This window comes from Zhaonella formicivorans (genome assembly GCF_004353525.1).
Lineage (GTDB): Bacteria > Bacillota > DUOV01 > DUOV01 > Zhaonellaceae > Zhaonella > Zhaonella formicivorans.
In genome coordinates this window covers 1,796,352-1,813,037 of the sequence record NZ_CP085524.1, presented here as the reverse complement: position 1 = coordinate 1,813,037, position 16,686 = coordinate 1,796,352, and the positions used below count along the sequence as shown (strand labels likewise).

At 45.6% G+C, this 16,686-nt stretch carries 14 protein-coding genes; 13 read left to right on the top strand and 1 reads right to left on the bottom strand.

Going from position 1 to position 16,686, the window contains the following annotated elements:
* Positions 1-53: 53 nt before the first annotated feature.
* Complete coding sequence (locus EYS13_RS08955) at positions 54-1,172, bottom strand: DUF362 domain-containing protein (RefSeq protein WP_227761895.1); 1,119 nt, start codon at positions 1,170-1,172, stop codon at positions 54-56.
* An 889-nt stretch (positions 1,173-2,061) separates the two neighbouring features.
* Here EYS13_RS08955 and EYS13_RS08950 point away from each other — a divergent pair.
* The 13 genes from EYS13_RS08950 (at position 2,062) to EYS13_RS08895 (ending at position 16,652) form a co-directional block, all read left to right on the top strand.
* Positions 2,062-2,346, top strand: a complete 285-nt coding sequence (locus EYS13_RS08950; protein WP_227761894.1) for a hypothetical protein — start codon at positions 2,062-2,064, stop codon at positions 2,344-2,346.
* Positions 2,306-4,396: a CehA/McbA family metallohydrolase gene (locus tag EYS13_RS08945; RefSeq protein WP_227761893.1), complete on the top strand. Its 2,091-nt coding sequence runs from the start codon at positions 2,306-2,308 to the stop codon at positions 4,394-4,396. Before EYS13_RS08950 ends, EYS13_RS08945 begins: the two co-directional genes overlap by 41 nt.
* Before the next feature lie 224 nt (positions 4,397-4,620).
* Positions 4,621-4,755, top strand: a complete 135-nt coding sequence (locus tag EYS13_RS16265) for a hypothetical protein (protein ID WP_265332375.1) — start codon at positions 4,621-4,623, stop codon at positions 4,753-4,755.
* Between the two features lie 183 nt (positions 4,756-4,938).
* Positions 4,939-6,147, top strand: a complete 1,209-nt coding sequence (locus tag EYS13_RS08940; protein WP_227761892.1) for a metal-dependent hydrolase family protein — start codon at positions 4,939-4,941, stop codon at positions 6,145-6,147.
* Positions 6,148-6,354: 207 nt separating this feature from the next.
* On the top strand, positions 6,355-7,095 hold the full coding sequence (locus EYS13_RS08935; protein ID WP_227761890.1) for a GntR family transcriptional regulator: 741 nt from the start codon (positions 6,355-6,357) through the stop codon (positions 7,093-7,095).
* Positions 7,096-7,116: 21 nt separating this feature from the next.
* Positions 7,117-7,590 (top strand): nucleoside deaminase, encoded by a 474-nt coding sequence (locus tag EYS13_RS08930; protein ID WP_227767866.1) that lies wholly within the window; start codon positions 7,117-7,119, stop codon positions 7,588-7,590.
* Positions 7,591-7,611: 21 nt separating this feature from the next.
* Positions 7,612-9,375 (top strand): adenine deaminase, encoded by a 1,764-nt coding sequence (gene ade, locus EYS13_RS08925; protein WP_227761889.1) that lies wholly within the window; start codon positions 7,612-7,614, stop codon positions 9,373-9,375.
* 12 nt (positions 9,376-9,387) lie between these two features.
* Entirely contained in the window at positions 9,388-11,508 is a 2,121-nt protein-coding gene (locus EYS13_RS08920) for a xanthine dehydrogenase family protein molybdopterin-binding subunit (protein WP_227761888.1), read from the top strand.
* A gap of 101 nt (positions 11,509-11,609) precedes the next feature.
* A complete protein-coding gene (locus EYS13_RS08915; RefSeq protein ID WP_227761887.1) occupies positions 11,610-12,650 on the top strand; it encodes a BMP family protein in 1,041 nt (346 codons plus the stop codon).
* Between the two features lie 55 nt (positions 12,651-12,705).
* Positions 12,706-14,235, top strand: coding sequence for an ABC transporter ATP-binding protein (locus EYS13_RS08910; protein WP_227761886.1), 1,530 nt, complete (start codon positions 12,706-12,708; stop codon positions 14,233-14,235).
* A complete protein-coding gene (locus EYS13_RS08905; protein ID WP_227761885.1) occupies positions 14,229-15,323 on the top strand; it encodes an ABC transporter permease in 1,095 nt (364 codons plus the stop codon). Before EYS13_RS08910 ends, EYS13_RS08905 begins: the two co-directional genes overlap by 7 nt.
* A gap of 1 nt (position 15,324) precedes the next feature.
* Complete coding sequence (locus tag EYS13_RS08900; protein ID WP_227761883.1) at positions 15,325-16,209, top strand: ABC transporter permease; 885 nt, start codon at positions 15,325-15,327, stop codon at positions 16,207-16,209.
* 104 nt (positions 16,210-16,313) lie between these two features.
* Positions 16,314-16,652, top strand: a complete 339-nt coding sequence (locus tag EYS13_RS08895; protein WP_227761881.1) for a hypothetical protein — start codon at positions 16,314-16,316, stop codon at positions 16,650-16,652.
* Positions 16,653-16,686: the final 34 nt, after the last annotated feature.

The following is a 16,686-nucleotide window of genomic DNA, read 5'->3' as shown; positions in this document are numbered from 1 at the left end:
TAAGGCGCTTTTCAAGTGGAAAAGCGCCTTTCGCTCTGTGTTATTCGTATGTTTTATTTTACTTCTATGAGCTCATAATCTCTTGTACCCAAGCCAAGTTCTTCCCCATACTCAAGCTGCAGTTCCCCTCTGGTTTTAGGGTGAATTGCTTTGAATTTATCCTCGCCGGGGTTGATTCCATGCCCTTTGTCGCCAAGGAAACTCGACAAGTGGCCTGTCTGACTGTTTACAAGATCGAAACTGGCCTGATCGATGGCAACAGGATCAAAGGAAGCCAGTACTCCTATGTCGGGGACAATTGGCGCATCACTCCAAGGAACGCAGTCGCAAAGAGGTGTAACATTAATTACAAAATTCATAAAAGCAATTTTTTCTTTTTTGGTAATATAAGCTCCATAAGCATATTCCGTCATTCTTTCTATAAACTTATCCATTTCCGTTCCCCACTGGGGCTTAATGACATCAAACGTACAAACTGAAATACATTCCCCGCAGCCGATACATTTATCAGGATCTATGTATGCAGCCCCATCGACCATTGTAATAGCTTCTTCCGGGCAATTTTTGAGGCACATTTTGCAGGCTCTGCAGTCTGCTTCAACTTTAGGCTGAACAGTAGAATGCTGCTGCTGTTTACCTGCCGCCGGCGCGCCGCCCATTGCAAGATTTTTAATAGCTCCACCGAATCCTGCAATTTCATGTCCTTTAAAATGGGACAGCACGATCATCGAATCAGCACGGACAACATTGGATGAAATTTTTACCGAGTCAAAATGCTTTTTGTGTATGGCAACATCAAGGGAATCTTTACTGTATATGCCATCAGCAATTACAATTGGGGCATTGACAACAGAATACGCAAAGCCGTTTTCTATTGCGGTAATAAGGTGATCAACCCCATTGGAGCGACTGCCTTTATAGAGTGTATTGGAATCAGTTAAGAATGGTTTGCCTCCGCTCGACTTTACTTTATCCACAATTTGCCTAACATAGATAGGGCTGATATAGGCATTATTTCCTTTTTCACCAAAGTGCACTTTTATAGCTGTAAGGTCATTTTCTGAGATGATGTTTTTAAAACCGGCTATATCAAATAGTTTTGAAACTTTGGAGGAAATGCTCTGGGAGGCTTTTGTAGCTCTCATGTTGCAAAAATATACCTTTGATTTCATTTACTTTAACTCCTCTCTAAATATCAAAGTAATAAAAATAAAAGGGCAAATTGCCAGGAACTAGAATTATTATATATTGCCGGTTTAATAATTGCAAAAGCTAGTATTAACACCTTTTCCCCGGACTGCTCTGGGCAATTTATTTTTTCCAGAGTTTTTTTAGTGTGTCAAAGTTTTGAATCCTAGCTTCACTTATTGGATTGATGGCTGTTCTCTGCATTTGCCTAATTAATTCAGGAAAAAATTCAGGTAAAAATTTGTTTGCAAAGGTCTATTGTAAGTTAATCCTGTTGAACACTATGTTTATATGTTTAAGGCAATGGGCTTTGCGTCCTTATTAAATTTCGGAGTAGTACATTTTAATCAGGCAGGGCAAGGACGCTTAGCCATTTTTTCACCTGCCGGTCAGTTTAATAAGGAAAATATTGCTGGTGACAAATGTTTTTACGGATTAGAAAAGTGATTATTTATTTATTGTAGTTTTCAGCATATTAAACGCTTACAGCAACCAATGAAATTAAAACAAAAATGACTTTAAAAAAGTCAAAAATGATTTATTAAACTTAATTTTTGTTACTGGTGCGAGCTGAACTCCTAATATGTACTGGTCTGTTAAACATGGCACGGTTTTTGCATTAAATGATCATGGCACACGGCTTTTGCAGTAAAAGTTTTTTCAGTATATCAACCCTATGAATTGTCGGAAAAAACAGAATTGCAGAAAAATACCAGGCGGATTATAGCATTGTGACACTATGATTTAGGGGATTGGTAAGCTGAGTTAGTTTCAAAAACAGCAATTATGTTATGAAGGGAGGTTGGTGCTTAACCAATTTATACTGATTTACCTTATTAAGAAATAAATAAAGAACGGTTAGGAGGATGCAAGGTGAAAAAACAGTTCAACAAAAGTATTAAAATTGTTGTATTGTTCATTTTTTTATTAGCATTGTTGGTGCCAACAGCGGCCTGGGCTGAAAATGCCGGGGTTAAGATTGTGGTAGGACCAACCCCTATCATTAACGGCAGTGCCCTGGGGGCTAACGACCTGACTATGTTCAACGAAAACTTAGCCATTTCGATTGCAGTGGACACGGCGCCACCTTGGGGGGTGCCGAAAGGAAGTATATTGGATGCCGCCGTTATTCAAAATGGTGCGATGCAATCAGAATAAGATTACGTTGATTGATTTTCTTCCTAATGCATGGGCGGCTTGGCCAAATACTTACCAAAAGGTAACTATTGCAGAAAACACGCCGGAACGTGGCGTAATCAAAGTAGAACGTGATTATAATGAAATACGGCTGGTCACCACCTATACTTTAGAAAAAGGAAGTAAGTACGTTAAAATAAAAACAGTAGCTACAAATCCACCGGAGGGCAAGGTTTACAAGGATTTATATCCAGGCTACTCGTTCTGTACCACGGGTGGCTACATGTTTGGGCCATACGGTTTAAGCAGTGCAAAAAACGATTTAGGATACAATGAAGTGAATGAACCATATGGCAAATATGTTCTCGGTTACGATGAGGGTTACGCCATTGGAATGCACTTTGCTAACGCCAACTTTCATGACGGTGGAACCGGATGGAAGGACCTTTACCAAAAAGTTACTTTCAGTCCAGGCGAGGAGAAAGTATTTGAATCTGTAGTACAGTTTGAACCGGGCGCCAGCACTTCTCCGTTCTTAAAGACTGCAGCTGAGCAAAAAGGCGATTCTTTTGGTACAATTTCCGGCACAATTCAGCCAAAGGGTGCGACCATTGTAGCCAACCCTATCTTGGTGGTGGAAAAGAATAACCAGCCCCTGGCCTGGGTAGTCGGTAAGGATGGATTGTATTCCATCGATTTGCCTGAAGGGGATTATACTGTATATGCGGTTGCGAAAGATTACTCACCTTCTGTTAAGGTACCTGTTACGGTAGTTAAAGGACAGAACCTCAAAAAAGATTTTTCGGATCTTTTGGCCGCCAGTAATGTTGCGGTTACAGTAACCGGGAAGGATTCCCAAATTCCCGTGAATGCCAGGATTAAGGTAACAGGAGGCACACCTCCGGTAGTTGGTTTTCTGGGTGCCAGCACGTTTTTTACTGATCTAAAGAATCCAGGTATCGCCAATTTTAAGCTGGTCCCGGGCGATTATCAATTAGAAGTTACATCCGGGGAAAAATTCTTGACAAGGAAACAAGTTATCCCTGTCGTAATTAAGCCTGGAGAGGACATTCAAGTTAAGGCCGAAATTCAGACGCGCTTCTACCCCAGCGTATACGGCTGGTTTAGCAGTGATTTGCACCACCATTCCAACATCCTTGATGGTATAACTGACCCTACTGCTTTGGTGCAGTCGCAGCTTGCTTCAAGGTTGGATTTTACTTTTGTCAGCGATCATGATTCTATTAAAAATAACAAGGAAATCAGCGATATTTCCTCGACTAGAAAAGTACCCAGCATTTCAGCTGTGGAGGTCTCTCCAATATGGGCTCATTTTGTTGTGCTGCCCTTAGATTTTACGAAGCCACTGGCTATTGACCCTACAGGTACTGCAACGGAAATTATAAATCAGGCTCATCAGGCCGGTGCGGTAATTTCGCTTGCCCATCCTTACATTGCTTACGGATATTTTTACAGCGCAGAAGCCGACAAGATTCCTGGGGGGTATGATCCTAATTTTGATTTGATTGAGCTTCAATCCACAAAAGTTACTAGCAAAGGTAACAGCCCCGATGAAAAAACGTTGGCAAAAGTCTGGAGTCTCTGGAATGAAAGTTTGGACAGCAAATACAAAAAATACTATTTAACCGGTGGCACTGACACCCATGATGTTTGGAATTCAGTATCAGGCAGAATTAGGACCTATGCTTATATCAAGGGTGAACCGACTCCGGAAGGCTATATCAATGCTTTGAAAGCCGGCAACTCCTACGTGACAGAAGGCCCGTTAGTAGAAACAAGCAAAATGTTCGGGGAAACTTTTACGGTTGAAAAAGGCGGCAAGTTCACAATAAGAATTCAAGCGCTGGCAGTAGACGGGGTAAAAAAAGTTATGGTAATCAGCGAAGGAAAAGTAGTTGCCTTGCGCAATTTTGAAGGCAAAACAGACAAGGAACACATGACTTTTGCACTTTCTCCGGAAGGGACAACATGGTACTCGTTTATCGTGGAAGATGTTAACGGCAACCGTGCCGTTACTAATCCCGTCTGGGTCAATGTTGTATCCAAGTAAACATCAAGCTTAAAAAGTAAACAATCAGTACTTATTAAACCCTGGTGTGGCAAACTGCTGCTACCAGGGTTTTTTTGTCCGTCTGTTTATGGAAAAATCTTTGGAAACAAATTTTAGAGAAAAAAATTTTTTTTAAAATTTTTTTTAAACCCTTGACTATTTAACAGGGGTAAATTATTATAAAGATGTAAATGAAAATATTTATCAACAAGGAGGGCTATCAAATGTTTATGAACGACAAATTTGCACAAAAATTAATTGAAAGGGAGGTAAAGGAATACGGAGAATTAAATAAAATACTGCATGATAAAGGTCATAAAAACATTAAAATGGAAATTGTAAAAGACTTCAGAAAGTAGGTTGGTCTGTGATAATTAATATCAATATATTCGCGTTTGGCCATAACCTTAGGCAATGTTTAAGGGGTTATGGCTTTGTTTTTACCACTGGACATTTCTACAGGATTTAATTTTTGACTATTGCAGCGTGGCATTGCATAATTAAATAGTAGAGCGCTGAAAAACTATTTGGGAGAAAAAAATATGGCTGTTTTAACGCTGGCTTCCTCGGAGAACTATATCCTGCTGCCCGGCGGGATACTTGATATCTCTTCCGGTTGCTTAATAACCGGCAAGGCGGTAGTGATTAAGGAAGGCCGAATTAATGAGTTGGTTGAAAAAAGTGAAATCGGCGAGCTAACCCGACGCGGGAAGTTTAAAATCATAGATTTGCAAGGCCTAGTCCTTTTGCCGGGACTGGTTGACTGCCATGTACACCTGGCAATAGACGGTACAGGTTTTCAAAAGGCAATGTGCCGCTGGGAAAATGACGAGGCGATGGCAGAAAACATATCCCAATCTATACGTGCATACTTGCAGCATGGCATAGTAGCGGTCAGAGACGGTGGGGACAAAGAATGTATAGGGCTTAAAGCAAGGGACCAATTTCCCAATGAACCCTCCCCTATAGTGCGGGCCAGCGGATTTGCCATCCGTAAGGAAGGGTATTACGGCTCATTTCTGGGGGAAGGGATAAAAGAAATAGCGGAGGTAAAAACCAGAATAAAAAAATTGATACAGCTGGGGGTAAACCAAATCAAAGTACTGGTTTCCGGTATAGTCAGCTTTAAAGAATACGCCAAAGTGGGGGCAATCCAGTTCACTCTGCAGGAGCTAAAAACAATTGTAGAGATATCCCATAACTATGGGCTGAAAGTAATGGCCCATGCCAGCTCTGACCATGCTGTAAGGACTGCCATTGAAGCCGGTGTAGATTCCATCGAACATGGCTATTTTAGCAGCGAAGCGTCACTGGAACTGATGGCGGAGAGGGGAATCCCCTGGGTACCGACGGTAGTACCTGTTTATATGCAGACCTTAGAGCCGTGGAAGCATGCTTTTTCTTCCGAGCAGTTTAATATAATTGAGCGGACCTATAAACTCCAGCTGGAACGGATTGCGAAAGCGGCTTCTCTAGGTGTTATGTTAGGTATAGGGACCGATGCCGGCGCCGCAGGCGTTATGCACGGGGAATCCTACTTTCAGGAACTAAAGCTTTTTAAAGCTGCGGGTCTTCCTAATTTAGCCATACTCCAGGCGGCAATTTTAAACGGAGCGAAAATAATAGGTTTGGAAAATGAACTGGGGGCTATCAGGCCGGGGAAGAAGCCATTGCTGATAGCCGTTTCCGAAAATCCGTTGAAAAACCCCCAAGCCCTGCAGCATGTAGAATTAATGATTTGTTTACACTAAGACTTGGCGCAAGCCAAGTTTTCTTTATTTTATAAAAGCTATTCAAAAATGGCGAAATAAGGACGAGAGGCAAGATTTAACAATAAAAATCTGGTGAAACTGAGCTAAATAAGCCAGCATGCTGCCAGGATATGGCGGCATAATTGGAAAACTTGTGCTATATTTTAAGTAATAAGTAATAAGTATTACTAAGTTGGGTGCATGAACATGCTGATTATACCGAAAATTGATACAGAAGAACTGTCAATAAAAGTACGGAAAACTCTTTTAGCCATGTTGCGGGAGGGAGTCTTTGCCGAATCGGGCAAGCTGCCGCCCGAAGAGGTTCTTGCCCAGAGCATGGGAATCAGCCGTACTGTACTGAGAGATGTGCTGGCTAGTCTTGAAAGCGAAGGTTTTATTACAAGGCGCCGGGGTATAGGAACAATAATTAACCAGCATGTTTTGAATGTAACATCCAGGTTGGACCTGGAAGCAGAATTTTTGGAGATGGTGAGTGAAGCTGGTTATGAGCCCCAAATTGCCTTTGTCAACGTGAATTCTGTCCCGGCGGATGAGGAAGCTGTTAAACGATTTGGGATCCGGCCCGGAGAAAAGGTGCTGGTTGTGGACCGGCTTGTGCTGGCCGATGGTATTCCGGCAATCTACTGCATTGACCATATTCCCGAAAATCTCATCGTTAGCGAATACAGTCTGGAAGAGCTGAATGCGCCGATCTTTGAATTTTTGGAGAAACGCTGCAGGACAAAGGTGGAAATGGACTTGACAGAGATCCAGCCTTGCCTGGCCGATGATTCGCTATCCCAAATTTTTGGCATAGATAAAGGTTTACCTCTGCTATTCCTGGATGAAATGGGATACAACCTGGAACAAAAACCTGTTCTTTGGTCCAAAGAATATTATCGTAATGGCATATTCCATTTAACGGTTTTGAGGCGTAAAATTTGAAGGCAATCCGAGGTGAAGAAGATGTTGGAACGAGACCTGTTTTATCTTAGAAAGGCCATCGAGGTTTCCCGCAAAGCAAGGGAGCACGGGAATACACCTTTTGGCGCCATTTTGGTGGATAGCTCCGGTACTATTTTAATGGAACAAGAAAATATTGAGGTCACGGAACACGATTGTACCGGTCACGCTGAGGCTGCCCTGATGCGCCGGGCTTCACGGGCATATGACAAAGGTTTTCTTTGGACATGTACTCTTTACACCAGCGCGGAACCTTGCGCCATGTGTTCCGGCGCCATTTACTGGGGGAATGTGGGCAGGGTGGTCTACGGTCTTAGTGAAGAAAGACTCTTGGCATTAACAGGAAATAACCCTCAGAATCCTACTTTCATGCTTCCTTGTCGTGAAGTTTTTGCCAGGGGACAAAAAAATATCACAGTGGTCGGTCCCCTGCTGGAAGACGAAGCAGCTGCAGTGCATGAGGGGTACTGGAAATAAGAAAATAAGCGAGGTGATGGTGTGAAAGAGCAACTGCAAGCACTTGTACAAGAGCTACGGACCGCTTCCGGACAAGAACCCGCAGACCTGCACGTCACAAATGTTCACATCTTGGATGTATTCACAGACACAGTTTATCCCGGTTCACTGGTTATTAAAAACGGAAAAATAGTTGCCATCAATCCCGGTTGGCACGTCCAAGCCCGGGAGTCATTCGACGGGCAGGGAATGTATGCCGTACCTGGTTTTATGGATGCCCACGTCCATATCGAAACAACTCTTCTAACCCCTGAAGCCCTGGCCAGTGCTATAGTGCCCTGGGGGACCACCACAATGTTTGTAGATGCCATGGAAATTGCCAATGTTGCAGGACTGGAGGGCCTAAAGGCTTTAGTACACAATAATGCCAGCCTGCCTTTCCGCATTTATCTTGAAGTTCCATCCCGGGTCCCGACTGCGCCAGGTTTGGAAACTACCGGCGGTGTGCTGGGGGTGGAAGAAGTAACAGAGCTGTTAGGATCGGATCTGGCCGCAAGTCTCGGAGAGTTAGACCCGTCCAAGGTTTTAAGTAGTAGGGAAGAATACCTGGCTAAAATTTTAAGCGCCCGGGCTAACGGCAAGGTATGTAACGGGCATGCCATCGGCTTAGACTGGGACAAGTTAAATGTTTATGCTGCAGCTGGCCTCTCCGACTGCCATGAATCTGTAGTCTACGAAGAGCTGTTCGAACGGCTGCGTTTAGGCATCAAAGCTTTAATCAGGGAGGGCAGCACCGAGCGTAATTTAGAAGAATTAATGAAAGGGGTCATAGCTCATAACTTGCCTACCGAAAACCTGCTTTTCTGCACAGACGACAAACACGTGAACGACATTTTTGCAGAAGGGCATATCAGCTATAACATTCAAAAGGCTATTGACTTAGGGCTAGAACCAATTACAGCCATAAAAATGGCTACCATAAACATCGCCAAGCATTTCCGGCTTGACCATCAAATTGGTGCAATTGCCCCTGGCCGTTATGCCGACTTGGTGTTGCTGGAAAGTTTGGAACAAATTAAACCCGTTTATGTTTTTAAGCAGGGCCAGCTGGTAGCCGAGCGGGGGCAGCTCAAGAAAGAATTGACCGGTAAGTATCCGGAATTTTTGAATTCTACCGTTAAACTTTCGCCTGACTTTAAGCCTGCTGACTTTGCTGTTCCTGCTTCCGGTAAACAGGCAAAAGTGAGGGTGATCAACCTCTATCCCGATCAGATTATCAATTTTACCACCGAAGAATGGTTGGAAATCAAAAACGGCCAAGTGCAGATAGATGTAGAAAAAGATATTTTAAAGCTGGCCGTGGTTGAAAGATACGGGAAAAACGGCTGGGTAGGTGTGGGCTTTGTCCGCGGTTTTAAGTTGAATTCTGGGGCTTTAGCCTCCTCGGTTTCCCATGACCACCATAACATCGTGATTGTGGGTACCAACGACCAGGATATGTATTTGGCCGCCAGGGAAATTGAAAGAAACCAGGGAGCTTTTGTAGCAGTGCGGAACGGGAAAGTCCTAGGCACTTTGCCCCTGCCTATCGCAGGTTTAATGAGTCCTCTGCCGGCTGTTCAGGTCATGGAGCAAATCAATAAGTTGAACGAAGTGGCTAAAGTTTTAGGCACCGATTTACCGGCGCCTTTCATGACTCTTTCTTTTGTATCTTTGCCTACTGTACCTGAACTTGGTTTAACTGATCAGGGGCTCATTGATGTGTTGGGGCATTGTGTGATACCCGTGATCATAGAGACTGCATAATGGGGGAAGGAAATGCAGGGAGTAATTGGGTATTCTGTACTTCGAATAGATGCGGTAAGTAAAGCCACAGGACAGGCGTTGTATGCTAGTGATTATAGTTTTCCAGGCATGCTGCATGTGAAATTAGTCAGATCAACTGAGGCCCACGCACTGATCAACAAAATTGATACAGACGCTTTGCAAGGTGTCCCTGGAGTCTACTGTTTTACGGCCAGAGATTTGGTGAAAAACAGCCATGGCAATATTTTAAAGGACCAGCCGGTTTTAGCCTGGGATAAAGTAAGGTTTTACGGGGAACCGGTGGCAGTGATTGCGGCGGACAGCCCGGAAAAAGCTGAGGAATACGCTAAGATGGTCAAAGCGGAATACAAGCCTTTAGGCATCGTTGCCGGTCCCGAGGAGGCAATGCTGGCAGAAAGTCCGAAAATACATGACGGTGGAAATGTACTCCAGCACATTTCCTTTGCCAAAGGTAACGTACAAGAAGCTTTAGAGCAAAGCCACCTGGTCCTGGAGGATACATTTACTTTGCCCGTAGTGGACCATTTATATTTAGAGACAGAAGCGGGAGTATCTTTTCTGGATGAGAATGGTGTTTTGAATATAATTGCAGGCACGCAAAATCCTTTTTACGACCGGGAGGAAATATGCCGCTGTCTGGGGATACCTCCTGAAAAAGTCAGGGTTAAAACTGCCAATACCGGCGGTGGTTTTGGCGGTAAAGACGGGAATACCGTACAGCTCTTTCTGGCTCTTGTCACCTGGAAAACAGGGAGGCCGGCCAGGCTGGTTTTCACGCGGGAAGAGTCACTGGTTGCTTCATATAAAAGACATGCAGCAAAAATTAAGGTTAAAATAGGATTTACCCCGGCAGGTGAAATTACCGCCTACCAGGCCGGTATTTATTTCGATACAGGAGCTTACGCAGCCCTGGGTCCGGCCGTTCTTGGACTAGGTGTGGAACACGCTGCCGGTCCGTATATTATTCCAAACGTGGAGCTGAATGGATACCTCTGCTATACCAACAAGCCTCCGGCCAGCGCCATGCGGGGCTTTGGCGCTCCCCAGACAGCTTTTGCCACTGAAACCCTGTTAAACAAGGCGGCAAAAATGCTCAAGATAGACCCTGTGGATTTGCGTTTGAAAAATGCCCTGGTTAAAGGGGCGGAAGGCTCTTTGGGGCAACCCATGGGGCATGCGGTGGGGTTAAAAGAGGCACTGCAGATTTTAAAAGACTCACCCCTTTGGCAGGAAAGGAGCACCAATAAAGACCCTCATATAGGCTATGGCATGGCTGCCGGTTACTTGAGCTGCGGCATGGGCAAAGGTATTCCTGATCAGGCCAGGGTGGAAATAGAAGAACTGCCAGGGCCAAACTACCAGGTCAAAATAGGTACCGTAGAAATCGGTCAGGGCAGCAACACCCTGTTTGCCCAGTTAGCAGCGGAGGCTTTGGGTGTGCCCCTTTCTCAGATTACTGTAATTATGGGTGATACAGGGCTAACCCACGACTGTGGCTCCACTGCAGCTTCCCGTACAGGCTATATTTGCGGAAATGCGCTTTTAGCCGCCGTCCAGGACCTGAAAAAGCAGAAAGCGGCTGGGGTGGAAAATCCAAAAGGAATAGGGGAAGCGGTTTTTCCAGAGGTGGAGAAACCAGACCTTGGAATTGGTCTACCCCACAGCATGTATACTTTCATTGCCCAGGCCGTGAAGGCTAAAGTGGACCCGTTGTCAGGGGAAGTTAGGCTCCTCGATATTTTTGCCGTTACCGAAGCAGGGCGCGTTGTAAATCCTATGTCATTGGACGGGCAAATTCACGGTGGCATTGCAATGGGCGCGGGTTACTGCCTGACAGAAGAAATTAAGTTTACCAGGGGTTTACCAAGAGAGAACAATTTATCAACCTATCTGATACCTACTAGTTTAGACCTGCCAAACATCTCCAATAGGACTGTGGACAGCTACGAAGAATCCGGCCCCCAAGGCCTGAAAGGGGCTGCGGAAGTAGCAGCAGTCGCTATCGCACCAGCCATTACTGCAGCTATTAACGATGTTATCCCCGTGCCACTAAATGAACTCCCTGTTTCCAGACAAAAAATTGCTGAGTTTGTGAGCTCAAATAAGCAATAAAAATACCAGTTGAAAGTGAGGTGGTAGAATAGAAAAATCATAGCCAGTGAATCTCGTGTTTGGATCTCATTTTAAGGTTCAGAAGAAAAGGAGGTTCCATAATGAAGAAAAAAGTTAGTTTGTTGTTGGTTGCCATGTTAGTTGTCAGTTTGCTGGTGGCAGGCTGCGGGCAAAAAGAACAGACTGCGGGACAGGAGGGTGCCGGCGGGGGAGAGCAAAAAGAAAAGCCGTTAAAGGTAGCTTTGATTCTGCCGGGCAAAATCGACGATGTATCCTGGAATCAGGCTATGTACGAGGGTATGAAAGCTTTGGAAGAGGAATATAAAGGAAAAATTGAGGTTACATATACGGAAGAAGTGTATGAAGTTGCTGACATTGAGCCGGCATTGAGGGATTTTGCTTCGGAAGGGTATGATCTGATTTTCGGACATGGCTTCCAGTTCATGGAGCCGATAATTAAAGTAGCGGCTGAGTTTCCAAATACAAAATTTGCTTTGGGCACCGGGTTTAAAACATTGCCGAACACTGCTATTTACGATGTTAAGCTGGAAGACGGCGGGTATTTAATGGGAACGCTGGCAGGGTTATTAACCAAGACCAACAAGATCGGGGTTATTGGTGGCGCTGACGTTTCGGAAATCTACCGGGGACACGAAGCATTCAAATTTGCTGCTAAAAAAGTTAACCCCAACGTAGAAATTCAGGAACTTTATACCGGTGACTGGAGAGATGCTGCTAAAGCTAAGGAAGGCGCAATCTCCATGTATGATTCTGGCGTGGACATTATTTGGCATTCCGGCGACGGCATTGGCTTAGGTGTTGTAGATGCAGCTAAAGAAAAGAATAAATTAGCCTTAGGCAACGTGGCCGATCAGAATGTGCTTGCACCTAATAACGTTTTATCGGGTATTGTTTACAACTGGACTCCTGTAGTCAAACAGATTATTGATGATATTCTTAACGACAATTTCACCAACCGGGATAACAAGTACTACTGGCTCTCTGCAGCAAACGGCGGGGTAGTGGTGGCTCCGTTCCACGGGCTGGAAAGTCAAGTCCCGGATGACGTTAAAGCCAAGCTGGAAGAGGTCAAAAAAGGTTTAGCTGAAGGCACCATCGAGATGCCTAAATTTGACAAGTAATGTTAATACGGGGCCTGGGAGGCCAGGCCCTCCATCATTCCTCAGAGGTGAGGCTATGGATAACTTAGCTGTTCAGATGCAGGGGATTACCAAGGCTTTCAAAGGCGTAGTGGCAAATAACAGGGTGGACTTCAACTTGGCTATAGGATCTATTCACGGGCTATTAGGTGAAAATGGAGCCGGTAAGACTACCCTGATGAATGTACTTTACGGTCTGTACCAGCCTGAAGAGGGAAAAATTATCGTCAAGGGGTCAGAGGTGAAAATCGACAGTCCTTCCAAAGCCATGAGCCTGGGCATCGGTATGGTCCACCAGCATTTTATGCTGGTCCGGCCCATGACCGTGGTGGAAAATATCATGTTGGGGCTACCCTCCAAACGGGCTCCGTTTTTGGACACTAGCAATGTGGAAAAGACATTGCTGGAATTGTCACGTAAATATAAACTGCAAGTTGATCCAAAGGCCAAGGTTTGGCAGCTGTCAGTGGGTGAGCAGCAGCGCGTGGAAATCTTGTCTGCTCTGTACAGGGGCGCTGAGGTTTTGATTCTGGATGAACCAACAGCTGTGCTCACTCCTCAGGAAACAAAGGAGCTTTTCGAGGTCTTGCGGATGATGCGGCGGGATGGTAAATCCATCATCCTAATCAGTCACAAGCTGGAAGAGATTTTAACTATTGCCGATGAGGTGACGGTGCTGCGGGACGGGCACTTGGTAGGCCGGGCTAAGGTGACCTCGTCTACGACCAAGAGGGATTTAAGCAAGATGATGGTTGGCCGGGATGTGCTTTTTAATTTTAGTTGCCAGGAAACAGAGCCTGGGGACGTAAAGCTGGCGGTGGAAAATTTAAGGGCTGAAAATGATAAAGGCCTGCTGGCTCTCAACAATGTGAGCTTTTCAATCCGGTCCGGTGAAATTTTGGGTTTGGCAGGTGTGGATGGTAACGGGCAAAAGGAGCTGTGCGAAGTGCTCACAGGCCTCAGACCTGCGCTGGCTGGCAAGATCTTGCTGAACGGGACAGATCTGGTAGGTCTCAAACCTAAGGAGTTTATTACCAAAGGTATTGCCCATATCCCAGAAGACCGGCATAAGACCGGTTTGGCTATGAATTTAAGTTTAAGCAAAAATTTGATTATCAAAGAGTTTAACGGGCCTAAATTCTCCCGGAGAGGTTTATTGAACTTTAAAGCAATTAAAGCCAATGCAGAGAGGCTTTTAGCGGAATATAAGGTTAAGGCTACAGGTCACGAGGAAAAAGCCAAGAACCTTTCGGGTGGCAACCAGCAGAAGGTTATCTTGGCGCGGGAGATCAGTTCTTCCCCCCAGGTGCTCATAGCAAACCAGCCGACCAGGGGACTGGATATAGGGGCTACTGAATATGTAAGGCAAAAGCTTCTTGAACAACGGGCCCAAGGCGTGGCTGTGCTGCTGATTTCTGCAGATCTGGAGGAGATCATGCAGCTGTCAGACCGGATTGCAGTAATTTATGAGGGACGAATTATGGGTATTTTGGACAACAACGCTAGCATTGAAGAGATAGGTTTGTTAATGGCTGGCGTAGAAAGCGGGGGTAAGGAAGCATGCTGAAAATCAAGACTTATTTAAGAGGGGCTTTTGCCAGCCTGCTTCCCGCTTTGCTCACTATCGGCCTGGCTTTCCTGGTTGGGGCGCTTTTGCTGCTGCTTGCTGGAAATGACCCCTTACGGGCATATCAGACATTGTTTAGAGGAGCCTTTGGCTCTGCCCACCGCATGGCGGAGACGTTGGTCAAGGCCACGCCGCTCATGATTATGGCTTTAGGCACGTCCGTTGCTTTTAAAGCCCAAATCTGGAATATTGGCGGAGATGGACAATTTATCTTAGGCGCTATATTTGCCGTTTTTGTAGCCTTAAATTTTCCTTTGCCGGCAGTGTTGCTTTTACCGCTAACATTTCTGGCGGCATTCCTGGGCGGGGCATTGTGGGGCGGCCTTGTTGGGGTGCTGCGGGCCAAATTTAACGCCAACGAAGTGATCACTACCCTAATGCTCAACTATGTAGCTTTATATTTATTGGCCTGGCTGGTGCGGGGGCCTATGATTGATCCCAAGGGGCATGGTTTTCCTCAGACCCCGTTAATCGGCGAGGCTTTGCGTCTTCCCGTATTAATTCCCGGCACAAGACTCCATTTTGGTTTGATTATAGCTTTATTGATCATTTTTGCAGGCTACATCTTTTGGCGGTCAACCCTGGGATTCACCATTGAGCTGGTGGGTGAAAGCGAGCATGTAGCCCAATACAGCGGGATCATAGTGCCGAAAACTATTGTCTTGACCATGGTTATCTCGGCTGGGCTGGCAGGGGTGGCCGGTTGGAGTGAAGTGTTTGGAATCCACTATCGATTGCTGGATGACCTGGCAGCGGGCTATGGCAGCCTGGCCATAGTGGTGGCTTTGCTGGGCGATTTAAAACCATTTGGAATCATAATATCCTCCTTTTTCTTTGCGGCGCTGATTGTTGGCGGAAATACCATGCAGCGCCTGGTGGGAATTCCTTTTTCCCTAGTAGATGTCATTCAAGGACTGGTAATTATTTTTGTAATCAGCCGGGTGGTTTACACTCAATGGAGGGATAGGCTTGCTGTCAAACATTTTAACCGAGGGGTTTCTGATAAGTCTGTTAGCGGGAGCTATTAGGATGAGTGTTCCCATCCTGCTGCCAGCTCTAGGAGAAATCTATACCCAGCGTTCGGGGATTCTCAACTTGGGGCTGGAGGGCATGATGTTGATGGGAGCCTTCGGCGGTTTTATAGGAGTCTATTTTAGCCATAACCTGTGGGTGGGACTTTTCCTGGCTATGGCTGTTGGTTTGCTGTTTTCCCTGATTATGGCTTTTTTAAGCATCACTGTTAAAGCCAACCAGGTTATTGCCGGGACTGCTTTAACTATTTTGGGCACAGGTCTTTCCACATTTTTGTACCGGGCCCTCCTGGGTATCAAAAAGCTTCCTCCCCAGGTGGAAACATTTCAAGCTTTGAATTTTCCGCTGCTCAGCGACCTGCCGGTTTTAGGACCGATTTTATTCAATCATAACGCTTTAGTCTATTTAACACTGATCTTAGTGGTCGTTACCTCGGTCATTCTGGAAAAAACCACTTTTGGCTTAAAAGTCCGGGCCGTAGGGGAGCACCCCCGAGCCGCTGACTCCAAAGGCATTAACGTACAGTTAATTCGTTACATCTGTGTGGCCATTGGCGGGATTTATGCCGGTTTGGGCGGCGCCTTTCTTTCCATCGGGTTTATGAATACTTTCCTTGACCAGATGGTAGCGGGACGGGGATTTATAGCCGTGGCTGTGGTAATCTTTGCCCGCTGGAATCCCTACCGTGCTTTGGGTGCAGCGCTTTTATTCGGGGGGGCTAATGCGCTGCAGTTGAGGTTGCAGGCCATGGGAGTGGCTATCCCCCACCAGTTCCTTCTGGCCCTGCCCTATGTTTTAACCGTGCTGGTGTTGATTAGCGTTTCCAAGAAAGCTGAGTTCCCCGCTGCTTATACAATTCCTTATTCCAGGGCTGAGCGCTGATGAAAAAAACGGCGTCATACTTTTGGTTAGGCTTCTGTGTACTACTGCTCTTCATAGCTGTCGGTCCCTGGTCCTGGCCGGGAAAAAAGCAGGCGGAATGGCGGGTGAATGCTTTTATCAAAGCGGTTAACGCTAACCGGCCAGGAGATGTTTATCTTTTTCTGACTCCAGAACTGAAGGCGATGCTTAGCCGGGAGGAGTTCCGCCACAACTTCGCCAAGGAAAGGTCTTACCCTTACCTTACCCCGCTGTATCTATACCTGGATGAAGTGAAGTTAAGCTCCGACCGGCGTTCAGGGGAGGCACTTCTTACTGTGGCTGCCCGCCTGCCTGGAGAAAAGATGCGGGTTAAACTTATCTATACCAAGGGCCAATACTATATTGAAGCTTTCCGGGATATAGCTGATGGCAGCTATTTACATAAGTTTGAGGCCCTGAAATAGTTACCATGTTTTGGAACTTAAAAGTAGCGAGACG